Annotated in this window: 16 protein-coding genes; 2 read left to right on the top strand and 14 right to left on the bottom strand. The window is 50.4% G+C overall.

All coding sequences use genetic code 11. From position 1 onward, the window contains the following. Positions 1-53 precede the first annotated feature (53 nt). The 13 genes from M3650_RS23490 to M3650_RS23550 all read right to left on the bottom strand — a co-directional run bounded on the left by M3650_RS23490 (position 54) and on the right by M3650_RS23550 (position 19,825). A complete protein-coding gene (locus tag M3650_RS23490; RefSeq protein ID WP_251578340.1) occupies positions 54-1,979 on the bottom strand; it encodes an LTA synthase family protein in 1,926 nt (641 codons plus the stop codon). 72 nt (positions 1,980-2,051) lie between these two features. Then, the gene (locus M3650_RS23495) at positions 2,052-3,347 is read right to left on the bottom strand and encodes a DUF6080 domain-containing protein (protein ID WP_251578307.1); all 1,296 of its coding nucleotides are present in this window, start codon (positions 3,345-3,347) and stop codon (positions 2,052-2,054) included. Positions 3,348-3,387: 40 nt separating this feature from the next. Further along, positions 3,388-3,705 (bottom strand): EamA family transporter, encoded by a 318-nt coding sequence (locus M3650_RS23500; RefSeq protein ID WP_019422341.1) that lies wholly within the window; start codon positions 3,703-3,705, stop codon positions 3,388-3,390. After that, complete coding sequence (locus tag M3650_RS23505; protein ID WP_251578309.1) at positions 3,695-4,024, bottom strand: EamA family transporter; 330 nt, start codon at positions 4,022-4,024, stop codon at positions 3,695-3,697. The genes M3650_RS23500 and M3650_RS23505 overlap by 11 nt, the downstream gene beginning before the upstream one ends. Next, the gene (locus M3650_RS23510; RefSeq protein WP_251578311.1) at positions 4,012-4,650 is read right to left on the bottom strand and encodes an HAD family hydrolase; all 639 of its coding nucleotides are present in this window, start codon (positions 4,648-4,650) and stop codon (positions 4,012-4,014) included. The genes M3650_RS23505 and M3650_RS23510 overlap by 13 nt, the downstream gene beginning before the upstream one ends. 23 nt (positions 4,651-4,673) lie before the next feature. Then, a complete protein-coding gene (locus M3650_RS23515; protein WP_251578342.1) occupies positions 4,674-5,564 on the bottom strand; it encodes a decaprenyl-phosphate phosphoribosyltransferase in 891 nt (296 codons plus the stop codon). Positions 5,565-5,744: 180 nt separating this feature from the next. Then, positions 5,745-8,756 carry a GAP1-N2 domain-containing protein gene (locus M3650_RS23520; RefSeq protein WP_251578345.1) on the bottom strand — a complete coding sequence of 1,004 codons (3,012 nt, stop codon included), beginning with the start codon at positions 8,754-8,756 and terminating at the stop codon, positions 5,745-5,747. A 5-nt stretch (positions 8,757-8,761) separates the two neighbouring features. Beyond that, the gene (locus M3650_RS23525; protein ID WP_251578313.1) at positions 8,762-10,024 is read right to left on the bottom strand and encodes a hypothetical protein; all 1,263 of its coding nucleotides are present in this window, start codon (positions 10,022-10,024) and stop codon (positions 8,762-8,764) included. A gap of 13 nt (positions 10,025-10,037) precedes the next feature. Next, a complete protein-coding gene (locus M3650_RS23530) occupies positions 10,038-10,673 on the bottom strand; it encodes a beta-mannanase (RefSeq protein WP_251578315.1) in 636 nt (211 codons plus the stop codon). 21 nt (positions 10,674-10,694) lie between these two features. Continuing rightward, positions 10,695-11,975, bottom strand: coding sequence for a vWA domain-containing protein (locus M3650_RS23535; RefSeq protein ID WP_251578317.1), 1,281 nt, complete (start codon positions 11,973-11,975; stop codon positions 10,695-10,697). 153 nt (positions 11,976-12,128) lie between these two features. Next, positions 12,129-14,588: a transcription initiation factor TFIID gene (locus M3650_RS23540; protein ID WP_251578319.1), complete on the bottom strand. Its 2,460-nt coding sequence runs from the start codon at positions 14,586-14,588 to the stop codon at positions 12,129-12,131. Positions 14,589-14,592: 4 nt separating this feature from the next. After that, positions 14,593-17,982 carry a tubulin-like doman-containing protein gene (locus M3650_RS23545; protein WP_251578321.1) on the bottom strand — a complete coding sequence of 1,130 codons (3,390 nt, stop codon included), beginning with the start codon at positions 17,980-17,982 and terminating at the stop codon, positions 14,593-14,595. 58 nt (positions 17,983-18,040) lie between these two features. Continuing rightward, on the bottom strand, positions 18,041-19,825 hold the full coding sequence (locus M3650_RS23550) for a VWA domain-containing protein (RefSeq protein ID WP_251578324.1): 1,785 nt from the start codon (positions 19,823-19,825) through the stop codon (positions 18,041-18,043). 698 nt (positions 19,826-20,523) lie between these two features. On the opposite strand from M3650_RS23550, the gene M3650_RS23555 reads away from it, so the two are divergent. After that, entirely contained in the window at positions 20,524-21,306 is a 783-nt protein-coding gene (locus M3650_RS23555) for a hypothetical protein (RefSeq protein ID WP_251578327.1), read from the top strand. 71 nt (positions 21,307-21,377) lie between these two features. Here the strand turns inward: M3650_RS23555 and M3650_RS23560 are convergent, their stop codons facing one another. Further along, positions 21,378-21,569: a hypothetical protein gene (locus M3650_RS23560; RefSeq protein WP_251578329.1), complete on the bottom strand. Its 192-nt coding sequence runs from the start codon at positions 21,567-21,569 to the stop codon at positions 21,378-21,380. Positions 21,570-21,706: 137 nt separating this feature from the next. On the opposite strand from M3650_RS23560, the gene M3650_RS23565 reads away from it, so the two are divergent. After that, positions 21,707-23,458, top strand: a complete 1,752-nt coding sequence (locus tag M3650_RS23565) for a copper amine oxidase N-terminal domain-containing protein (RefSeq protein ID WP_251578330.1) — start codon at positions 21,707-21,709, stop codon at positions 23,456-23,458. Positions 23,459-23,470: the final 12 nt, after the last annotated feature.

Consider the following 23,470-nt stretch of genomic DNA (forward strand, 5'->3'; position numbering starts at 1 on the left):
CGCCTTGTCTGAAAAGCCGAGGTTGCTGCCGACTCGGCGCAGTTCATTCGTTCCTATCGTTTTGGCAATAGTTGAACGTATTCGTCCGATAATTTCATCAGTGACATTATATAATCATAGTCCTTGCGATATGAACTCTGAACTTGTACAGGTTGGAGCGTCTTTAAAGAAATGGCCGTTCCATCGTCAAAGCCTTCACCTGGAACAAATAATACATCGTTATTGAAAAAGGAGCCTGTGGGCAGATAATATCGCATCCCAATAACGTTGTTATCCGTGTTCAACAAATCGCGTCCAAACGCAGTGAACTGTTGCTCCTTCAGCGATATTCCCATCAGATTGGCTACAGTCGGCAATATATCAATCTGTCCGCCTATTCGTTCAACGACCTTGCCTTCGCCTTGGCCCGGAACGTGAATGAAGAGAGGGATGTTAAAGCGACTGACCAGATTATCGTAAGGAATGCCCAGCCGAGACGTAATTTCCTTCCCATCCGTCTCTTTCGGGTTGACTCCGGAGTGATCTCCATAGACAACAAGCATCGTATTATCCCAGAGCCCTTTTTCTTTCAATTGTTCAATGAATTGGCCAAGCGCGTAATCGGTATAGTTGATAGCTTCCAAATAATTGCCCAGCTGCGTTCCTTTCATATCTGCTGGGACGTTCAATCTCCGGCGATCTTCCGGAATGACAAACGGGGCATGGCTGGACGTCGTAACGAACTGGGCATAGAATGGCTTGCCGTTGCTGGACGTCTCGACCAGCTTCTCGATGCCGACTCGGTACATCTCTTCATCCGAAGCGCCGAAGTCATTAAAAAAGTCATTGTTATAAAAAGGCTTATCATAGTAATGATCAAAAGCAAGTCCCGGGTACAATAAATCACGGCTCCAAAACTGAACATCATTGATATGAAAGGTTGCCGATTGATATTCATGTTCATGCAGGAGACGCGGCAGACTCGGCAGCTGTCTGTTTCCAAAACCCGTTGACATGGCAACCTTCCCCGTCGGGTAGATGGAAGTGTTGGACAAGAACTCCGCATCCGACGTATTGCCTTGGCCGATTTGCTGATAAAAGAACGGGAAATAATAGCTTTCTTTGGCAAGGCTGTTCAGTACAGGTGTAATTTCCTGCTGCTCCAATTTTAAATGAATGGGGAAGTTCTGAAATGCTTCCATTTGCACAATAATTAAGTTCATGTTTTTGGCTGAACCGAAATAGGCAGGCTTTGCTGCTTGTGAGCTATCTTCCTGATAAGGGTAGGTCGATTGCAGCGACTTCACTTGTGCTATCGTCAGCTGCATATTTCCATTGGCAATCAAATCATTCTCTCTTTTATTTTTAATAGCGGTAGCCACCTGAAAATTCAAAAATCCGAGATTCTCAGCCTTCACAAGTTCATTATCAATGGCTTCTCCATTATGAATGAAAAGCATTGAGAAACCGATGCATAGCACCAAAATGAAGGCAGTAGCAACCTTCCATCTGTATCCGATGACCCGCGAGGAGCCAAATGCTATACCCGAAGTCTGAATATGAAAGTCCCGACGGCGGCCGGAGAAGCGAATCCCCCCGATGATCGCGGCAATCACAAAATCTCCAAAAAACAGAAAATGTGAGGGTTTGATCAGTGGACGAATGCTGGATTGGATCTGAGGTACCTGCCCCAATTCTCCAAACGCCGTATACGTCGGCACCGAGTTAAAATGAATCTGATACAAAGTAGCTGCAAAAAGAATGAGCGAAAAAACAACATTAAACGCCCAAAATACGGTGCTCTTTGCTTTACGAGGCAACGCGATCTCCAGCAAGCTCATAATCACGAGCAGGGACACCGTATCCTTCAGCAATCCGATTGCCGTGATTTCTCCAAAATAGAAAAAGCGGAGAATAGATAATTTCACTAGTAGCAGCAATGACGTAACCACCACCGTTGGCAGCAGGAAGCGCCTTGATTCCAACTTGATTTCATACATTTTATTCACTTGCCGTACTTCCTTTACAATAGTATTACATTCTGTTCACCATCTTATCATGACGTAGGCCATTTACTCTACGGATTTCCCAGAAGGTACCGCTTCATGATAGATTTGCTTCACGCTCTCCAACGCTTTCATGTGGCCGACAATATTACTGGTGAACGTAATTAGCGCACAGATGACAATGACCCCTGTGAGAATGCTGCGAGCTTTGCCCCGCAGGCTGTGAACAAACCACGCGCTCAGCAGGAAAAAGGCAAACAGATAATGACCGGCGTACAAATACATATCATATTCAAACGCGCCCAGCCCAAAGCCAATGACAATGTGCAGCAGCAGAGCAACCAAGGGGAATACAGCTAGCGAGCGAACCTCTTTGGAAGCATATCCTCTCACTAGAGCCAGCAGTGTCAACCCGATGATAACCGCCCCTATTAGGTGACCGTACAGCGGAAAAGGATCGGACATGTTAGTGACAAAAGCCATAATGGAGTCACTAATCATAACAAGATTGGGTGTGACAATGGGGCTCTCAATCATGGTGTATATTACTTTCCAATGATGCTGCAGTGAAAACGGAGCGACGTAGCTAAAACCACCAGCTTGTATATTTTGCTGCCATGTCGTAATCCAAGAGTTACCGGGAAAAACAAAGAATTGCAGCATCGTAAAGAGAGCGACAAGCAATAAAGATACGATGGCTATCCTTATCCATTTGGACAATAACTGTTTGCCCTTGCCCAGCGTGCTGAAGAATAAAGCTCCTGCTGTTGTGACTACATTGGTGACCGTAATGCCAAAATTAAGAAATAACAGCAATGCTGCGGGCAGCGTATCCAGCCTATCATTCAGCCTGCAATATTGGCAGTACAATACTGTGAGCAGAATGACAAATACGGCATAGGGATAGGAATCCGGAATCAGAGCTGTAAATATACTATAGGAGCTGGCTCCATAGAATGCTGCCGTTCCCAAAGCTAATACATTGCCACAGTTATTTTTGCGCAAATAATAATACATAATGACAACACCGAGCGCATTAACCATACTTTGAATACCGAGAAAGAGAGCGTTGCCAAAGGTTAGCCCGGCAAGCTGCTTCAGCGGTGTTGACAAGTAATTAAGCAGCGGGTGGATCACAGAAGACTGCGGCGCATAATATAGAGAAGGGTCGAAATTGAACAAATTGAGCGTAAAAGGCGCTCCGTAAAAAGGACTGAGCTGATTTAAAACCGCTTTATTCTGTTCCATATACGTCAAAAAAGGAATATTCATAGCTATATAAAATATGAAAAAAAACAAAAGCAGCAGCAGTGCTTTCCGGTTATCTCGCTTTACGGAAAACACGGATCTCCAAAATCCCATGATCAATTTCCTCCATTTAATTCAGATGGCCTGGTCTCCATCACCACACGAGCAGCAGCAAACCAGAAAAAATAAAAGCAATGCCTGCCATCTTATATATTCCGATCGTTTCTTTGAATAATGCTTTTGCCAGATACATCGTCCAAATATAGGTCAACGCGTTAGCTGGGAGGACAACCGTGTATGGAAGAAATCGCAGCAGATATATATTGAGCAGCGCTCCAATTCCATAAAGAAGAAATCCGATGAGCAGAATCCACTTTTTTTTACGCAGGGAAAACATCTTGAAGCACGCGCTTCCGGCCGAGCCGAATAACGTCATCAATACAAGCAGGCCCCATAACCATTCACTTCTCATAGCTTATCAACGCCACTCCGATCATCAGCAACAGAACGGCGATCCCCTTCTGCAGATTGACGGTTTCGTTCAAGAGCAAGCCGCCATAGATGAGCGCAAAAATATAGCTGCTGGACATGAGCGGATAAGCGACGGACAGCTGTTCCAGCGAGAGGGACTTAATCATGAGCAGTGCACCGATGCCATAGAACACAAATCCTACTCCAAGATAAATCAGCTGGTGCACTCCCCATTTCCAGAACAATTGTCCTGTTGCTGTGCAAAAAGCCGAAATGAGCATCAGCACCTTCCCCGTGTGCCGAAAATTCATGAGCTCCATCTTTTTTCCTCCAGCCCTTCACTTTGACCTTCATTACTGTGAATCAAGTAACCATTTCCGACAAGCTTGAACATGGGCAAATCACTCATGCAGTCCGAATAAGCGCACGACGCCTCATAATCAATGGCAAGTTGATGCCGATTCAAGTATTCTTGAATCCGCACCGCCTTTTCTTCCCCTTTGCAGTTAACTCCCTGAATCTTTCGGGTATAGCAGCCGCCCCGCATTTCAAGCCGGGTCCCGATGACGTCATCGACACAGCCCAGTTTAGTGAAATATTTCATATATGCATGGGGTGAAGCCGTGACGAGCAGTATATGGTAACCTTGCGCTTTCTTTCTCTTTAATTCAGCCACAGCGTCCTGGTACATATCTTTGACGAGAATATCATCATAAAAAGCTTCTAAATCAGCCTCGTCCATGTAAGCAATCGCATGAAAAAACGCCTGCTTTGCTTTATCGGCAGGTATCCTTCTCAGCTTGTAAAGCAATAGATTCCATGCAATTGAGAATAAATGAATCATAGCCTTCGGTTTTTTCGCGATGCCGTACTTGACGAACAATAGCATGGAATCGTGCCGAGTAATCGTCTTATCTATATCGAAAAACGCCATTTTTGTTGGCATATTTATATCAACCCCCTTACTCCTTATTCAAACAGGAGCAAAATAGCCACAACGCTGATCACATATAAAATGACGGTTACCAGGATGTGTTTGTCCTCTAGCAGCATCCGATCAGGCGCCCCGCCTTTATTCTCTATATGAACAAGGTACAAATATCTGAAAATACCATAGATGACCAACGGTATTGTCCACATGAGATAGATAGTGCGTCCAGCTGTAAAAGTAAATAGCGAATAGCTGATAATCGTCGCCGTAGCGACAATACCAGTCAGCTGATCAAGCAGCGCAAAGGAATAGTTTTCGAGCACTTTCCGGTGAGAGCCTTTTTGATCCTCTAGCAAAAATAACTCATGGCGCCGTTTCCCGATAGCGAGAAATAGAGATAACAGCATCGTGCACAACAAGAACCACGGCGTTAGATGGACGAAAATGGCCAGGCCCCCCGCAATAGCCCGTAGGACAAAACCCGAAGCGATGACCATGATGTCCAGAATGACCATATGTTTTAACTTGAAAGAATATGACACATTCAAAATAAAATATACAACCAACAGGACAGTCAGGAGCGGATTAATAAAATACGATGCAACCAGCGAAGCAGCCAGCAGTAACCCGCCAAACCATAATGCCAGTGCAGGGTTCAAAGCTCCGGAAGCCATAGGCCGGTTTTTTTTGACCGGATGTATACGGTCGGCTTCCCTATCTGCATAATCATTAATGATGTAGACGCACCCGGACACAAAACTGAACAGAAAAAAAGCTGCCAGCGAACGGATGAACGCTGACAGATCGACTGCTTTCAAAGAAAATAGCAGGGCCGCGAATACAAGTAAATTTTTGGTCCACTGTTTTGGTCTCAGCTGTGTAAACAGCAGCTTTAGCACATTGCTGCCATTCGTTGAAGAAGAAGGCAACGGTCGATTTGTTGGTTCTAAATTCACATTCAATGCTATTTAAACCCCTTTGCAATCTTTACTATATCTACCTGCAAAAATACATATCGACATATTATATTATAAATCTCGGAGAAATTATATGGTTCTGACGGCATCATTTCGGTAAATTCCAGATCAGTAAAATAGGGGTAACGCCCCCTATTTCACAATGTATGGAATCAATTTTCCATCCACGATGACCTGATTGATGTTCGCGAGCGTAAGCTGCTCCCCCAATGGAACGACGACTTGATACTTCGGCTCGCCGGACGCTTGACCAGCCGACTGACTCGAATCTGTGCCCGGTGCAGTGTCGCTGCCTTCCGCATTGAGAGCACCGTTAGCCGCTTCTGCAACATTATCGCCATCCTTCACTTCCACATTCCCGGCGTCTGCGCTCTTCTTATCTGCGGCAGAATCGGCGCCATCCTCATTGTTGCTGTCCCCGCTCTTATCAGATTCAGCAGAATTGTCGGAGTCGGCGGCGGTATCGGAGGAGGATGAATCTGATGTACCGCTGGTCGCACCCGCTGACGAAGTCTCTCCGGATCCGGCAGCGGTCGTGCAAGCATGCTGCAGCTGCTTATCCGTGAACGACCGTTCCGTACCGTCATCAAGCTTCACTATAATCGCCTTTGCCTGAAACGCCGTACACTCAGAAGCCGTGCCGAAGTCGAACACAAGCTCCGTCGCCAGCTTTTTCACGCCATCAACGTTTTCCTCTACGTCCCGCGCGAATACCGCCGGCTGCTTATCCACAGCAGTCTGCACATCACCCAGCGTCTTCGCATCTTCTGCAGACTTGTCCGCCAACGCCAGCTTGTCCTTATCGAATACCCCTGCGGCAAACAGACCAATCAGCGCCCCCCCAATAACGACGACAGCCGCTAATGAAAACAAGCTTGCCTTTCTGTTCCGTCTTATCAGCTTCATGAACGGCGAAGACAGCTCTAGTCGCGCCTTCTCATATACGGCTTGCAGCCCAGTTCCAGCCTGTGCAAAATATTGGCGATTGGTGCGCTTCTTGAACGCATCGCGATCATATTTTGTGAAGTACGACACAATCGCCGTTGCATATGCAGGAATAAGCTTTCTCGAACCAGCAAAGAGCGGATGCTTCTCGGACCAGTTCATGAACTGGTACACCGTCTCTTTATCCGGAGCATGCTGATTCAAGTAATGAAGCAGCGCCCCATATTCAACCAACGCCCTATCGGCTTCACGGTAGAAGGCAAGCACCAGCCTGCCGAATTGAGCAGGCACAAGCTCCTTCTGCAGCCAGCTGCGGCCTAACTGCTGCACCCGATCCATTTCCGTCAACGACAGATCGTCGAACACCGTTGCGTCTGGGTCCCGTTCGCTGAACCAGCGATAAGCGGACAGCATTACCGCCGCCTGGGACTGCACCTGCTGATTGAAGCGCGCAACCCACTGCTTCACCTCATGCGGATGCTGCAAGAAATCAATTTGTAAAAATGACTCCTTCCGCACCTGCTCCAAGTCCAAATCGGACAGCAGGAACACATTCGCCGCATAAGACAGCCGCTCCATAAACATCGCATAGTCTGCGCCCGAAGATCGGGAATCATCGCTCGGCAGTCGCGCAATCCGCTCGAGCACCTCGTTCACAGCCGCTACCGGCTCCACTTCCCGGCGCAGCTTCTCCACCAGCTGTGTCGAAGCCAGCTCCATGAAATAAGCATCACGCAGCACTTGCGGATGCATACTTGACCAATGATGCGCCAGCTGCACGACGTCAATCGCCTTCTGCGCGGCATGGAATTTATGCTGGATGTACGGCTCGAACAGCTCTTTGGATTTGCCGCCGCGCAGCACCGTGTCGAAGAACGATCGGCTTAATTCCGGATGGCTCTCAATCAAGCCATAGAATGATTCAACCCGCTCCTTGCCCTTATCCATCGCGGCATTATATATGGCGCAGATCAAATAACCAATCAAATTGTTGCCCATATTGGCGCCGTCCAGCTCATTGTACTCCTTGAAGCATTTCACAATGGACAGCTCCGGCACCTGCCGCTGCTTCGCCTGCTCGAATTCACGGTTGAATCGGCCTAGGAACAGGTCATTCAGGCGCTCCTTGGCCGCAATCGCTCCCGCCGGAGACAAATATTCAAGCATCGCCCGCAGCACCATGCTTCTGTTCGCATCATACAACGCGTCATTGCCTTCTTCGATCTGAAAAAACACGGCAAGCTCATGATAACTCGCTATAGCAGTATGCCGCTTTGGGTCCATATCCGCCAACATTTGCTCGGCAAATTGGTAGAAGCTGTCCGCTCTATCCGGATGTTCCAGATTCGACCAAGCAAAGCTCAAATAAGGCTGCTTCGCAAAGTCGATGTCCACATTCGTGACGCGCTGCGAAGCGAGATCGAACGTATAATCCTTGTCGATATTGCGGTCGTTCGGACGCAAGCTTCCTTGCTCGACAAAGGTAAGATGAATGCCCTTCTTGCTCTTCGGCTCCATCGCGTAGGTGATGAATCCAAGCACGCTGCGGTACGCATAAGGCAGGCTGGCATACAGCACGCTAAGCAATTGCCTTGCGTTCCCCGACATGGACTCCACGGGGACATCCAGCGCAACGTACACCTTCCGCTTCGTTGCAACCGAAGACATAATCGCGAACAGCAGCTGCTTGAACAGCTTCTCATCGATGCCGAGGCTTGCGAGCAGCGCTGCGGGTGAAGCTGGAAGAGACGGGTCTGCTGCGACGGGCAAACGCTCCAATTCCGGAAGCGTCATGCCTGTCTCGATATCATAGCTTTCGGCAAACGATGCATTCAGTAAAGAGACATAATCTCTGGCCGTATCCGCCGCGCGCTCCGCAGGAATGACATAGTTATGAGAGAAGAAGGCGCTGCGCAATCCCGTAAAATCAGTCGCTTGATAGACGCTGCAGCCGAGCACCATCTGCCCTGTGTCCGTATGAAACAGGTGTACTGCCTTCGGATAAGCGGCATCGTCCTTCTCACCGCGTGCGGTCAGCCCCGCTGGGGCGTCATAGACGCAGAACGGATGCAGCACCTTTTTAATAAAGTTAGGGTCCAGCCCATCAGACTTGGCAATCGTGTCATAGCCTTCCGTAGAGCGAAATATCCCGCGCCGCTCTCGCGTGTACATCTGCTGCTGGATCGGTGTGGGAGTCATAGGCGTCACAGCTGTTCTCTCCCCTCGATGTAATTCAATTTATACAAGAGCCAAATGAACGGCTCGTCCACGCGGATCGGACTGACAACGCCCTGCAGCTTCTGATTGACCGGATTGCTGCCGAGTGCAGACACGGCGAAGTAGGCGGTATCGGAGAAATACACATCCATCGTTCCTTTGAACGGGCGGTCTACCTTCTCGATAAATCGCCGGATTTCGCCGTCGATGTTCTCGAATTCGGTTATATCCAAATGTTTACGGTGAACCATGTTGTTAAAAATGTTGCTGTTCGATTTAATGTATTCGCCGTCCTCGTCCTTCAACGAATGCAGCATGTCACTCTTCGTAAGCACGATCGCCGTAGGAATGTCCGTCTTGTTCTTGTCCTCATAAGCGATGAAGTCTCCGAACATCGTCAGCACCACGTCGCGGGGTTCGTCGTATTGAGGCACCCATTCGCCTGAAGTATCTCCATATTTAATGCGGATTTTCTCACGAATCGAACGGATTTGGAGTGGATCCACCATGAACAGAATGCCGGCGGAATTTTTAATGTGCTGGCCGTGCAGTCCCAGATAGTCCTGATCAACCATACCTTCGCCCGCGACGTCAAAAAAGACCAGCGTCAGCGGAGGCTTCGCTTCATCCTTGAACACGAATTGGAAAATAAAAGGCTCCTGCATCTTCTCCTTCTGCGTCGAAGCGAGCAGATCCCCGCGTTCGAATAGCGGCTCTTCGTACATCGTGCGGAACTTGCGGCTAATCTCTGCATTCAGCGGCATACATGCGGCATCGAAATGATCGGCCGTCATATGCTGCAGTGTATGAATCAAGGTAGTCATGTACACGGATTTGCCCACTTGGGATGCGCCGATAATCGAAATGATGTTGCTCGGCACTTTACCTGCCGTCACCGGCAGCTCATTGTGGCAATGCGGGCACAGCCTTCTCCGCGTAACGACACCGTAACGGTCGTTCAGACCGATCAGCACATGATCCGAACGAATATGATGCTCCTCTGGGATATCGCGCGGATCGATGACCGCCTCCATGTCATACACCGTGTCCAGACCGAAGCGTTCCCGGTATTTGTTCAGCTTCTCGTCTTCCTGCAGCGCGTAGTTCTCATCATCCTCCCGATGATGAGCCGCACGGAATACGGTGTCCTCCGGCGAGAACTTGCTGAAGCAGTACGGACATACGATATCGTAGAATAGCGGTCTGGGCGCCGCCTGCGGCTTCTTCTTAAAAAAATCAAAAATCCCCATGTTCTTGCCCTCCTTATTCCGGTATCAACTCATACAATTGCCCGTATAGGCGGCCGTCGGTGAAAAATAATCGGATGTAGTCATCCTTGCCAATCTCAATAACAGGCAGCACATTCCGCCCTGGGGCAAATGACTCGACGAATGGATACACGGTCCCATCCTCTTTGTTGGCGGGGTATCCGCCTTGCTTTTTCACATAGCACAGCACATCTTGGGCGACCGGAACCTCTGCCGTCACTTGAATTTGCACCGTCTTGTACTTTTTGAACAACCCGCTCTTCTGACGGATTGTGAAATAAATGTTAGCTTTGCCCGTGCTCATCACGATGCGGTTCTCGCCATCCGGCTGCAGGATGAGCCGCGTCTCGCCGCTTGTCATGACACAAGCGTACACCGTATATACGAGCCGCCCTATTCCTTCAATCCGATCGTAATAGCCGTTATTCGCTTTATATTCATCTTTGGTATACAGCTTCAGGCCAGCGGTGGGTGGCTGTTCATTCATCCGCTCATCCGCATTGGTCTTGTGAATGTAGACGGCCTGAACGCCGTCAGGCCACAGCCACCGCAGCGTGCAGCGGTCTTCATCAACGCTATAACTTAACCCGCGGATGACTGGAGTCGTTGAATCCGCATCGATATACTGCATCTGTAATCGGCCTCCTCGCGACTAGAATCCTCTGCTGCGGCTGTCCTGCTTCCGCTCCGCCAAGCTGTCCGCGGCGCGTCCAGCCGAGCCCGGCCGGTGACGCTCTTCACGCGGCACATAACTCTCCTTCACCGGCACGATCAGAGTGAATAACGAGATAACGCCCGCGAGCACAAGGTCGGCGAGCAGGCGGCACAAGCCATCGGTGAATGGGCGTCCGGTTAGTCCTGTCTCCAGCAATGCGCCGGCGATGAGACCTGCTGCCGCTCCACCGATGGCGAAGCTTCTCGCCAAGTAGCGGTTGTCGAATACCAAGCCCAATGCCAGACCGATCGCCGCCCCGATAAGGGTCAGCGCCACAAGGCGCAATATCAAGTAGTAGCTGCTGTCCTTCACCGGACCTGTTCGTTCCGTAATTAATGTCCGGTCTCCGATGGTGCTATAAATCGTATTGAATACAAACGACAACTCGTCTGCTTTTGTAACATCATAATATTGCCCGCCGGTAAGGCTCGCGATCTCCTTCAGCAGGATCGCACCGTCCCCGTTAACAAGATTGAGTCCAATCGTGTTCACCGCAATGTTCCGCTGCTGATACTCCGCCAGCGCTTGGCCTGTATTCAGATCACTTACGCCATCCGACAGCAGCACAACCATCGTGCCTCGTCCCGTGTCCTCGTTGTCCTTAATCTGCTTCATCGTCTCGGAGAGAGACAGTCCAATATCCGTCCCGCCTCCCAATGAATCGATAGCATCCATCTTGGCATATATGGCGTCTTTCTCCGCTTGGCCTTTCACTAGCACGAACGGCTGCAGCAGCTCGGCTCTATCGTCAAAAGCGATAACCGCAACGCGCTTGTCACTGTCCATCTCGGCAATCATACGCTTCGCGGCTTCATACCTTTTATTGTGCGGATCGTTCTGCTGCATGCTTCCGGAATGATCAATGACGAGCGCAATGTCTTTGACCGGCTTAGAGCCCCCGATATCCAGCTGATATACGAATTCCAGCGCCAGTCCAGCCACGAACAGCATGACCAATGTCGCCGGAATGAGCAGCTTCCAGGAAGCGCCTGTGTATCGCTGCCGCCAGGATGAACCGTTCAAGCGGGGGGATATCATCTCGGCGATTAAGCAGAACAGACCGATAAAAAAGGCAATGATACCGAAATAGAGGCCGACGACGATGATATTCGGCCACTCGCCGAGCAGACTGTGCAGCAGCCATTCACCGAAAGCAAAGCCGACAGCGCCACCGATCAAGCTGAACAGCAGCATTAGCAAGTTTACTTTGCGATTCATAGGTTTGCCTCCTTTCTTATGGAATTAGAAGTTAAAGGTTGAACAAGGCAGTGCGAGTGCGAATCGGAATTAATGTCCCGTTAGCCCGTCTGACATCACATCGGTTCGCCTGGCCTTGTTCAGTCTGACACCACGTTAGCCCGACTGGACCGCTCACCTAAGCTTCGGCAGCTGCCCGGGATCAATGCCGTGGAACTCATATCCGTTCTGAATGTAGCCTTCATAGTACACTTTGCCGTTCCGGTAATACATCATATCCTCGATGTGGAATCCGCCCATAATGTTCAGCTTCTCGACGCCGCTGCTTCGCTTCTCATGCACGCAGCCGAGCTTGTATATGCGGGACGTATCGTCTGCGCTTAACGCATAACCAATAAATTCGCTTGCAGCGTCGCCGAAGAAGTATTTCTCTTCATAGCGGTGTTCGTGCGTATAGTCCAGCAGGCGAATGTTAATCCCTGCATGTTCCTCCAACGTTCGATACAGCTTCTTGAACAGCTCGTCCTTCGACAGTACCTCCCGGTTGCTGTAATCGATCGTTACGTTGGCCCGCCGCAGCAGTTCTTCCTCGAACGTCTGCTGGAACGGCTCGGCAGTCAAAATGTGCTGTCTGCATACTTCAATCAGCCTTGCAGTGAAAGCTTCCATTCCCGACCCCAGCAGATGAGCAATGCTGCCCATATACCGCTCTTCGAAGAAGACGCCTTGGCCCCGCTTGGCTTCGATGTCCTGCATAATCGTCGCGGTGACTCGCTCGTAATACTCCATTATGTTCTGACCGATATAATCGTCAGCATGGCGAATGCTGTCCAGCGCGGCTTCCCGCAGCGTGTGCTCCAGCTTGTTCAACTGCTGCACCTGATGCCTATAAACCGCATGCAGCCGCTCCAGCTCTGCCTCATACCGCCGATACAACTGAAGCTCCGTCTCCATCCGCAAGAGCTCCAGCTTCCTGCGGTATATGGCATCGAAGAAGCTGCGCACGAAGCTGCGCACATTGTGCTTGTCCATCAAAGGCAAGCGCTGGAACGACTGTTCCTCCACTCGCTCCTGATACACTTGTTCCAGCTCGGCACGCGCCGAATCGAGCGCTCGCGCCAGATCGCGAATGCGGGCATGCAGGTCCTTCCATACGCTCCCCGCCTCATTGGCTTCATTCGTCCACTCGTATACTTGATGGAATCCGACCTGGGCGTATTCGGACATCTGCTTCTGAATAATACGGTTCAGCTCTTCCGCCGTATTCAACTGCAGCATGTATTTCTCTGCTTCCTTCATATAGTTGTCCTGAAAATAAACATGGCAGCCGCTTCCGAACAAAGCGGACTCCGCCTCCCGCAGCGACATCCGCTTCAGTTGACCGAAGCTCACATCGTGAGTCATGATGCCGTTCATATCGCTGATTCTGCTCTCATCCGGCAAGGCGCGAGCCACGCGGGCAGCCATCGCATTCGGATCCAGCCCGAAGAAGGCCAGCTTCTCCGCCGCGCTCCAATCCGGTCCGCCCTCCATCCGCAAGACCAGCTCCCGATAGAAATGGTACAGCACGGCTAGCGCAATGGATTGATTCGGGCGCTTAACCTTAGAGAAGCCAGCTGATACATAGCCTTGGCGGCCGGACTCGGTCATAATGTTATTTTTGAAGGACGTATTGTTATAACCGCTAATGTTGAAATCTTGACTCGAGTCCTTTAGCCTGCGGTTTTTCAACAAATTCATATGGCATATCATTTCGTAGTTGTCGTCCATGTCATGGAAAGACGAAATGCCGCGTTCATTTTTGTCCGACAGCACGTACACGAGATCGAACAATGGCGAGGCGGAATGCGTAACCGGAATCGAGATGCCGTCTTCCGTCACGTGCAAGCGGGCTGAGAACGTGTAATCCGCGCTCTGCATATAATCCAGCTCGCGCAGAAACGCGACGCCCACAGAGCTTGTATATCCGAATGCCTCAACTTGCTCGCGTTCGCTAATGAGCGCATACAAATCCATCTGCACCGACTTGAAAGATTGGCCGAAGATGGATTCGGCAAGCAGCGTAATTTCTGGAATGAACACATTAAGCGGGTCATCGACCCGCGTAATGACTGCAAGATGGATCCGATCGAACGAGGCGTACAATCGACCATACTCGGCAATATTGTGACTAACCTGACGCAAAGAGCGGTTCAGCTCGAACAGGTTACTTTCATCCTTGTACAACTGCTTGTATACCTCTTTACGCATCGTCTTCCCTTTTTCTTTCCCTTTGTCTGCGCAGACTGGGAGCACGAGGCGGGTAACCTGCCGATGATTCGCGTTCTCGCGCTGAAAATCGCTGGAACGCGCATCTCCTCTATCAGCCAACGTGCCGTAGCCGGGTGCATCTGCTGAACCTGAGTTCACAGCATCACCATCCCGCGACACGGCATGCACATACATGACACCGGCACTATTGTCCCACTTGCGTTCATTAATCCGGATCATCGGTTCAATCGCATCCGCCGTCTTGTCTCCGATAAACAAGAACACGGTCGGATAATGGATGCTGCTCTGGCCGTCTCCTTTGCCGGTTAACCTTTCTTCTGCTATCGCATATTCGGATGCGAACCGTTCCAAGTATTCGTTCATCCGCTTATTTCAACTTTCTGCGAATCGCGTTAAGCTTCGTTGTCAGCTGCTTATAAAATTGATATGCATCCTCGCCGTTCGTCAATTCGATCTTCTCATACTCCAAACGTTCGCGCGCTTCCAGGAACGCCTCGTACAAGTCATCCAGCTTCGCCAAGAGCGGAGTCACATCCTCCGAAGCGGTCAATTCCGCCGAGCGGCGGGCCGCCTTGCGCAGCAGCGTGCTGCGGTGCTTCTCATCCAGCTTGCGGAAGCTCTCGAACACCTCGAACTCTACATAATCACGGCTCTTCACCAAGTTGGCGAACGGCTCCCAAGCCTCCTCCTCGGCATCCCGGTCATAGACATAGAGCGCGCCCTTCTTACAAATCGTTCCGGTGTAGAGCGCTTCGATAAATTGGTCCTGCCATTTCTCCTCATCCTGATGCTGCCCAATCAGTTCCTCGAATTCGGCTGCCTTCGCACGGATGGCGTTATATTTGGCAAGTTCCTCGCGCACGCGCAAAATAAGCTCAGGCGAGCGAATGAGATTTTCCTTCGCCAGCTCATCGTTAATGCTGCCGAATATATCTTTGGCTCCCTCTTGCTCCAATCCATTCTCTAGCATGCGCTTCAGATCGAGATAAGCCCGCTTCACCTCGCCCAGATTCGGCTTGGCTGCTTGAAGCTGCAGATCATAGCCATTCAGAACGCCATTCAAGTCAAACGGCTTCGTGAAGATAACGGCATAGCGGTTGCTCGTGTTCTGATCCATGCCTTTCTCGACGATGACCTTGAACTGCAGCGCCTTGTCGAATTCCGTCCGGACACGAGAATTGTACTTCTGAACTCGTGCGTTCATGTAGGTATCGCCCCACGACTTCTCTGGAATCGGTGACGGCAAATACGTCCAGTTCATTTTATCGGTCTGTACAAGATGGCGGCCGATGCCCTCCTTGTCGAGAATCGTCCGTTCATAGCTCTCTTCATATACTTTCAGCGGCGTATACACGAAGAGCGGCACGCCGTTGTGCGTATTCAGCCAGAAGATGCGATTCTTCACTTCGCTCTCCTTCACGGTGAAGTTGGACTTGCCGACCGCGTTGTTCTGGTAGTTGCGAATCCCCTTCAGAATACTTGGCGCCTTCACTGGGACAGACACGAAGCCCCATCGCGGGAAGTGCAGATTGCCGGAGCTGTTGCTCAAGTGGAATACCGGCACCGCTTCTCCGTCCAGCTTGCTTGCGATGCTGCGCTCGACAAACTTGTCGATCGACTCCTCGTTGCCGAACTTCATCACCAGGAACTCTTCCATCGACTGCGTAATCAAATCTCCGAATTTGTCCGACAGGAAGTCAGAAATCGAGCTGACGATATCAAGCTCCTGCTCCTTAATCCATTGGTTCGAGTGGTTCAACAGCTCCATGGAGAAGTCGCGGATCAGATCGTCCACTTCCCTCTGCTCCATAATGCTGCTGATCACCTTCGAGATGTCCGGCACGCTGACAATATTCCAGTAGTAAGTGCGGTTGCCTTTATGATCGGCCTGCTCCTCGCCATTGATCAGGATGTCACCATTCTTCTCGAAAATAGAGTTCAACGCGTTCAAAATTTCGGTAAATACGCTATAAATGCGGTTGTTCTCATGGTTCAGCAGCTCGTACAGATCCTCGTAAAATTCGATCATCTGCTCCGTGCGCTCCACATCGGCATGCAGCCAGTATTCGTTAATTTTGGCCTCGATGTAGTTGTTCTTCTTCTTGTCTTTGGAGATAAACGCGCTCTTCGCGTCGCCAAGTCTATCGTTGGCCTGCTCCTGCGCCGACTCAATATCACGCGGGATCCGGTGCAGATTCTCGCGCAGCGTCTCGATATAGGAGAGCAGCATCTTCAAGAGACAGAAGCCTTTCTCCGTGTAGATGAGGCGCGATACATAAAAGGGCCCCTGCTCTGGATGAAGGAACATTCTGCGAATCTGGTCCGTGAATTGACCGACAATCTCACCCGGCAATTGCTTCTTCGCCTTAATATATTCTTCACGGACCCGTGCCAGAAAGCTCTGTTCCAGCTCAGTATCCATGTTGACGACTTGCATTTTGATGACATTGTGATAGCTTAAGCGCTCGCTGTTCTCATAACCTGGAAGCGGCTCGGGAACACGCGATTCGAACGTCTTAACCATTGTGTCGAGATCAATGCCCAGCTTGCGCGCGAACTTCTCAACATCCTCTTGGCTCGGCGCCTTCTCGAACATCTTCTCCATCTTGTCGAACAAGCGGTAGCCGAGATACGTCGTCATCTCTTCAATCGGCAGCACCGCCGAGGAAGCTCCGATAATGTTGTACTCGTAGTTGGCCGGATAAGCCTTGTTCATCTGGGCGATGTTCGTGCGGATGTTGCTGATATAGTCGTGAATCGCGAACTCTTCGCCAGACTCCTTCTCCTCGCTCGCCATGAAGTTCGTAATGTTCTCCGCCGTTACGTTCATGCAATAATCATAAGCGTTCTCCAGCAGCTTGCCTTCGGTATTCGTTGCCGAGATGAGATGGCATAGATTGAACGGCGGCAACGGCGAATTGACCGTCAAAATGTTGCCGTACTTCTGCTGGAACCGTTCGCCGCGGCTGTCGACGTTCATCCAATAATCGAGCTCTTTGAGCGCGGCATAGCCGTTCTTCTTGACATATTCGCGCGTATGCTCGCTCAAGCTCTTGTTCGCCAAGTTCACATCCGGCGTGAACAAGTAACCGAGCGTATTGACGCGATCGATGCCTGCGGAGCCATGATCGCGCTCAATGATGCCTCGTACAATGTACGAGATGTCCAGGAAGCAGCCGCTTCCCGTGCCGCCGGACAAGCCGGACAGCAGGAACACCATCAGCTTCTTGTTCGTGCCGACGGATAGCGTTTTTATTTTTTTATCAATCGCCTGCACGACTTGATTGATCTTCGTGAACAGCAGCAGCCGCCCCGCCTGGCGCACGCCCGCCGCGCCGTTCATGCCGTCGGTGATGCTCAGCTCGGGCGACAGCCATTCGGTAATGTACGGCTCCAAAATGCTGCGGTTCTGCAGCAATCCGCCGATTTCCGCATTCGATAGCAGCACGAATTCGTTGAGCGGATCGAGGCCGATCCCCCTATATTTTTTGTTGCGATCCTGTTCATTCGTCTCGAACGCCAGAAACTCCACGTTGTCCGGCTTCTCGCGCTTTTTCTTCGAAATCGGGTCTTCCGGCAGCTTGAAGCGGCGGTTGATCTGATATTTCAAGCGCAGCAGCGCGTCGATTCCAGTGCCGCCAAGCCCGATAATGAGAATCGGATTGTCAATTGTCTCGACCCGAATCTTATCGCTGACGATTCCACCGCCAAGCGACACGTCCAACTGCTGAATATGTTCTCTTACTATCGGTTTCATTGAGGTTCCCCCTATACGTATGTGTTCAAAAAGGTCGCTTTTCAGCACCGAGAAGTACCTAAACGAGATATTCGATCAATACCGTTTTGTCGACGTTGCTTAACGGTACGGTAATACGATCACCGGTCTTCAACTCCAGGCCGCTGCTCGCGTCCACCGCGCGTCCGGATTTCTCAATCGTACCTGCTGATCCGTTTTTCAGCATGACGCGGTCGCCCTTGCTAGGCACAAACACGATCTTTTCGGTTTCCTTCAGCTCAGGCGCCAGCTGCAGCAGCTGATGGAGTGTAAATTTGCCTTTGAAGGCCGTCAGCTTCTTATACTGCGGGTATGTCTTCTCCCCCGTGTTCTCGTCGCGGATCTCGATCACCATCTGACCGACGAAGCCGCGCGTCGCCTTTTTCACGGCTGCGAGAATGAAGTAGGCCGCAGCGGCAAGCGCCGCCAAGACGGCAGCTCCGATGACCACTGCCCATACCGGGAACGGCTTCTTCTCCTCAGCCTCAGCCGAGCCCGCCGCAGCGGTGCCGCCCGCTCCACCAGGCTTGGCGCTCACCTTGACTGGCTCTGACTCCCGGTAGAAGCTCTTCTCTTCCGCCCGCACCTTCAACTCGTATTCATGCTTATCCTCAATCTCATAAGCGCCCTCAAAGCGATCGCCGAGATTGTTAAGCGGGAATTCTTTCGTATCGCCTGTATCCAGATCCTTCACGGTCAATACGGCATTCATATTTGGATAGAGCGCATTGTTCTGCAGCTTCTGGCCGTTGCTCGTTAGATACGATCTGATTTCGATTTTGTCGCCCTTCTTGTAGGCTTGCGCCGACAGCGGATCCATCGCAAGCTCCAGATCATAGTTAAAGACAAGATTGATATCGATTTTGTCTTTGGCTACCCCTTTGACCTGCAGCTTCCAGTCGCCCTGAGCTGGCTGCAGCAGCTTGATGAGAGAATAGCTCTTGGAGCGTGACAGCTGCGCGTCATCCGAAGGTATGGCTGCCTCCTTGCCTGATGGATCGAATAATTTCACATCGACCGGCTTAGACGACATGAGAGAAATGTTCGCCTCCATGACGTTGGCATTCGGCACATTCACGATGACATCTTGATAGCTTCCGTTGGCCGTAATCGATTGGATCGGCACAATCTTCAGCTTCAAGTGACTGGCGAAGATTTCACTTAAGATTTGCGGCAGCTCATCCGCCGAGGCCGTCACGAACGACTTGCCGCCCGTCTGCTTCGACAGCTCTGCCAGCGCATCCTTGTTCAGCTGACCGTCGGCATTCAGTCCGATCGTGTAGATGGGAATGCCTTTCTTTTTTGCGTCGGCTACAGTCTCATTGAGCTCTTGGTCAGACTGCTCCTGCGTCCGGCTTCCTTGTTTGTTCAAGTAGTTGTTGCCGTCAGCGAGCAGCACAATCATTGGTTCATGCGCCGGATCGGCGCCGTGCTGGAGCACCTTGACAGCTTCCTTCACGCCTACGGCAATGTCCGTATAAGGCCCGCGGTTCAACTGATCAATAAACTGCTTCAAATCCTGCTTATCCGCATCGGATTGAATTTCCAGCAAGGCTTTCTCGCGTTCGATTTTATCGGTATAAGCGACGATCCCGACTTTGTCGCCCGCGGCAGACAACATATCGATGAACATCTTCATCGCTTCATTGCCGATCTTGTCCTTATCGCTTGTGTCCATCGAGTTGCTCACGTCCACCACGAGGACAGAGTCGATTTTGGAAGATTGCTGAGCGGCATGCGCTGCGGGAAGTTGCCCTATAAACGGCAGCAGTAATATGGATAGAGTCAACAACATTGTAAAGGCGAAATGATTTCTACGAAGCATAGTTGTACTCCTTTATGAAAAAATGTTTAATGAATAGCATAGTACAGATTTAAAAAATAGCTTTTCAGCCATTAGGTATAAAGTCTTAATAGGCGGATTGGTACTATATGTTTATACCTCATAATTCTTAATATTATATGAAGATTTCCTGAATAAACAATTTCCTTTCCCGTCATAAGTCTGCCTGATATGACAATTTATTTACTAATTCTACCACGAATCACCCGTTATGATATAATCAGTGACTATAAGTGCGTGTGCAAAGCGTGAATTTTTCCGCACCGTTATTCAATATCACTCAACACAGACAGCAAATGGGGTAAAAATCACATATCCCTCCCGCTTCATCTTATATATCTAAGCAAAAGGAAGGATTTTCATATGTTAGCATACGGATGTATAGGCATTTTGTTTCTATTTGTCGCCGTCAAATCAATACTTTATTGGGTTCGCCGCAAATCGACGCCCTCTCATGCTGATATCGACCACACCCTGTTAACTATACTAAATGGCGAAAGCGGACAATCATGATGAAAAAGATACCTGTATTTTTTAGACCCTATCATACAACGAGATACGCCTATCAAAAGTTAAGGGTTTGCAAACATTGTCAAACCTTTACGGTATTATCCGAGGAGGAGTGCCCATCCTGCGGGAAATCCTCCATCATCCCCGTTGAACGGCAGGCGGCGAAGGAAGTGAAGCGTGCGGATTGCGCACGGCTGTTCATCTCCGCGCTCTTTGCGCTTGCAGGCGTGCTGCTGAGCGATGGCCCCTTGCAGATGGCGCTCTGTGGAGCCGCTGGACTTCTGCTTATATCGCTCCTCTGGTTCATGCAACAGCGAATGAGACCGTTCGAAGTCAACCGGGCGCTCGATAAGCTGCTGAAGCGCGAGCGGGAACGAATCGGGCAGGATGTGTACCGCGACTGGGAATCCGCCTTTGCCAACTGGGATACAGACAAGCAATTAACCTATGAGCTGCTGCGCGAGCTCGGCACGCTGCTTCATAATGACACCATTCGGCTGCAGCAGGTTGCGCTGCTCCATTTTTTCGCGCTTCGCAAAGATATGGACTTGGTGCTGGAGCCGTTGCTGATTAGCCAGTATGATCCGCTGCTGGCCGATTACATCGGCGAAATATCCAAAATCAAACGTGATTTGATCAAAGACAAAACGTTCCAATATGTCATCAATCATGAAGTTGAAATTCTCGGACTCGATAACGGGCAAGACATTCTCACCGGAGCTGCCGGTGCGGCCGTGCGCATGAAGCGTTACGTGCAGTCTTATCCCGGATTGGTGCGGCGTTACGCACATCGGCTGCCCAAGGACCGGTTCCTCCGCTTGTACCGGATGATACAGCAATATCCGAATGACAACTGGGACCGCTTGGCCACAGAAGTGAACCGCATCTATCATGAAAAATATGAATGGGATTCCGATTTTCAGATAACGGCCGTAAGAAGCTCAACGATATGACGTTGTAATGAACCGCAACCCCGTGAAAATTTTTCTTTATTTTGTGCGCCGAGACGTGGTAATGATTGGGGTTAATGTCCCGGGACGGGTTCATGGCCACAAGGCATCGATGTCAAAGCAGTCCACAGGCTGCTTTGACTCCATCTGCTCGCATCCGGCACAAAGCTCGTTTTTTTGACCCCGTCAGTCAACCTGTTTTTCACTTTATGGAGCTCAATGATTAAAATTTTGTAAATATTTTTTTTGCCTATGAACCGCGACACTCCACACCTCCTCGCATCCCCTCTTATTCCAGCATTCGACTTCAGTGCGAAACTTTTCCGACAAAAAAGCGTTAAATATATATTCACGCGTGCATATGTTAAAAATTCTAGATCAACTATAATGAAGGAGTGGAAGCATGAATGCATACATCTCAAAAAGCTTTAAAGTAATCGCGATAGGTACGGTGCTGTCCTGGCAGCTATTTGCCTTCGGACAGACCACGAGCGCAGCAGGCAGTTCCAGCCACAGTCTCAACTTAACGGAAAATAGCAGCAGCATGAACTACAATGGCCAGACGCTCAAAGCCGATCAGCCAGTTACCCAAAAAGGGGACAGAGCCTATGTCCCTCTGAAGAGCATCGCGCAGTTGTACGGCTTCTCGCTCTCCTACAATGCAGAGACAAAAGAGACAATAGCCATGAAAGACAGCGTGACTCTCCGCTTCACACCGGATACGAAGAACATCGATGTCAACGGCTCTGCCGTCACTTCGGCGGGCATTATATACGCTCAGAAGGGCAGCCTGATGGTTCCGCTGCGCACATGGGCCAATCTGACGGACAGCAAGCTGAGCGCATCCGGAACGAGCTACACCTTGTCCTGGAATACAGGCCCTGAGAGCCATTCCGCGCCTGTGGCCGATTTCCTCACGGATAAGACCATCTACCGGATGGGCGAGAACATTCGTTACGAAGATCGCAGTCATGACGAGAACAGCGAGATTGTGAAGAGAACGTGGACTGGCAAAGCACCCGCATTTTTCGAGACGGGCGAACACCAGATTACGCTGGAGGTAGAGAACAAGCACGGCTTAACTCATTCGGTCACCAAGACGGTATCGGTAACGGATGAAATCTTGTACTCGCCTGAAGAGCACGGACTGCTCTTCACACCGCCGGGAAGCAAAATCGCCGTGCAAAACTATGATGTGCTGGGCTATGAGCAGGTTACTTACAACGCCATATCCAACCCGATGACGTTCGTGCGCAGCAACAGCCCTGAGCATCTGTACGGAGAGGAAGGCATCGGCTATCAGGATAAGCTGACCGGCGATTTCCGGATTAACATTCACAATCAGAACCGTTCGCAGAAGGAATTGTCGGTGTACTTGCTGGCGACGAACCACGGCACAGATGAAGCGAACGTCACCCTGAAATCGTTCGGGATGGGCGGACCGACGAAATATGTTTCTACCAGCGGCAAAACAGCCGTATCGCGATTTCTCGAATCCTTGACCATTTCCGAGCCCGTGAACTCATTCAAGGTGCCGGCAGGCGAGACGGCCATCGTGCTGCCCGATATTAGCAAGGTGACCCTCAAGCCGGGTTTGACCATGACGTCCTATTCGGAGTTTCATACCGATCAGGAGATCGAATTTTCCGTTGTCATACTCGATCCAGATAAGGAACCTATCACCTCCCTTCCGCAGCTGAGCTACTTGGAACGGGACGGCAGGCATGTGCGGGGGACGTTCCCGCAAGGCAACCGGTCGCTCGAAATCAGCGGCACGATTGGGGAAAAGCCGCAGCGAATTATCATCGGGGATGATAACAACGATGAATTCGTGGTCGGTGAAGACCGTATCACAGGGAACGAGGAACGAAATATCGGCAATACGGGCGTGCTCTACAGCACGCAAATCAAAGTTGCCCCCCGGACCGTCATTGCCTTGAATGCGCGCGGCGGACACTATGCCGGAGCCTTTCTGGTTAACGGCAAGGTGGTCAATATGACGGAAGAAAGCATCTTGATCAATCCGGAAGAAGCCGGCGTGCTGTACCGCACCGGCAACAAGGAAGAAACGGTCCAAATTTCATTCGTTCTCGCCTCTGGCAGCAATCTGCCGATCCATATGGTATTTTTGCCTATGCCGGATGCGAAGGAATAAGTCATTGATTAC

The organism is Paenibacillus sp. MER TA 81-3 (genome assembly GCF_023713585.1).
GTDB classification, from domain to species: Bacteria; Bacillota; Bacilli; order Paenibacillales; family Paenibacillaceae; genus Paenibacillus_B; species Paenibacillus_B profundus.

Bases quoted from the DNA above. Each gene is read 5' to 3' on its own strand.
- M3650_RS23490 (WP_251578340.1), bottom strand. From the start codon at position 1,979: ATGTATGAAATCAAGTTGGAATCAAGGCGCTTCCTGCTGCCAACGGTG.
- M3650_RS23495 (WP_251578307.1), bottom strand. From the start codon at position 3,347: ATGGGATTTTGGAGATCCGTGTTTTCCGTAAAGCGAGATAACCGGAAA.
- M3650_RS23500 (WP_019422341.1), bottom strand. From the start codon at position 3,705: ATGAGAAGTGAATGGTTATGGGGCCTGCTTGTATTGATGACGTTATTC.
- M3650_RS23505 (WP_251578309.1), bottom strand. From the start codon at position 4,024: ATGGAGCTCATGAATTTTCGGCACACGGGGAAGGTGCTGATGCTCATT.
- M3650_RS23510 (WP_251578311.1), bottom strand. From the start codon at position 4,650: ATGCCAACAAAAATGGCGTTTTTCGATATAGATAAGACGATTACTCGG.
- M3650_RS23520 (WP_251578345.1), bottom strand. From the start codon at position 8,756: ATGACTCCCACACCGATCCAGCAGCAGATGTACACGCGAGAGCGGCGC.
- M3650_RS23525 (WP_251578313.1), bottom strand. From the start codon at position 10,024: ATGGGGATTTTTGATTTTTTTAAGAAGAAGCCGCAGGCGGCGCCCAGA.
- M3650_RS23530 (WP_251578315.1), bottom strand. From the start codon at position 10,673: ATGCAGTATATCGATGCGGATTCAACGACTCCAGTCATCCGCGGGTTA.
- M3650_RS23535 (WP_251578317.1), bottom strand. From the start codon at position 11,975: ATGAATCGCAAAGTAAACTTGCTAATGCTGCTGTTCAGCTTGATCGGT.
- M3650_RS23540 (WP_251578319.1), bottom strand. From the start codon at position 14,588: ATGAACGAATACTTGGAACGGTTCGCATCCGAATATGCGATAGCAGAA.
- M3650_RS23545 (WP_251578321.1), bottom strand. From the start codon at position 17,982: ATGAAACCGATAGTAAGAGAACATATTCAGCAGTTGGACGTGTCGCTT.
- M3650_RS23550 (WP_251578324.1), bottom strand. From the start codon at position 19,825: ATGCTTCGTAGAAATCATTTCGCCTTTACAATGTTGTTGACTCTATCC.
- M3650_RS23565 (WP_251578330.1), top strand. From the start codon at position 21,707: ATGAATGCATACATCTCAAAAAGCTTTAAAGTAATCGCGATAGGTACG.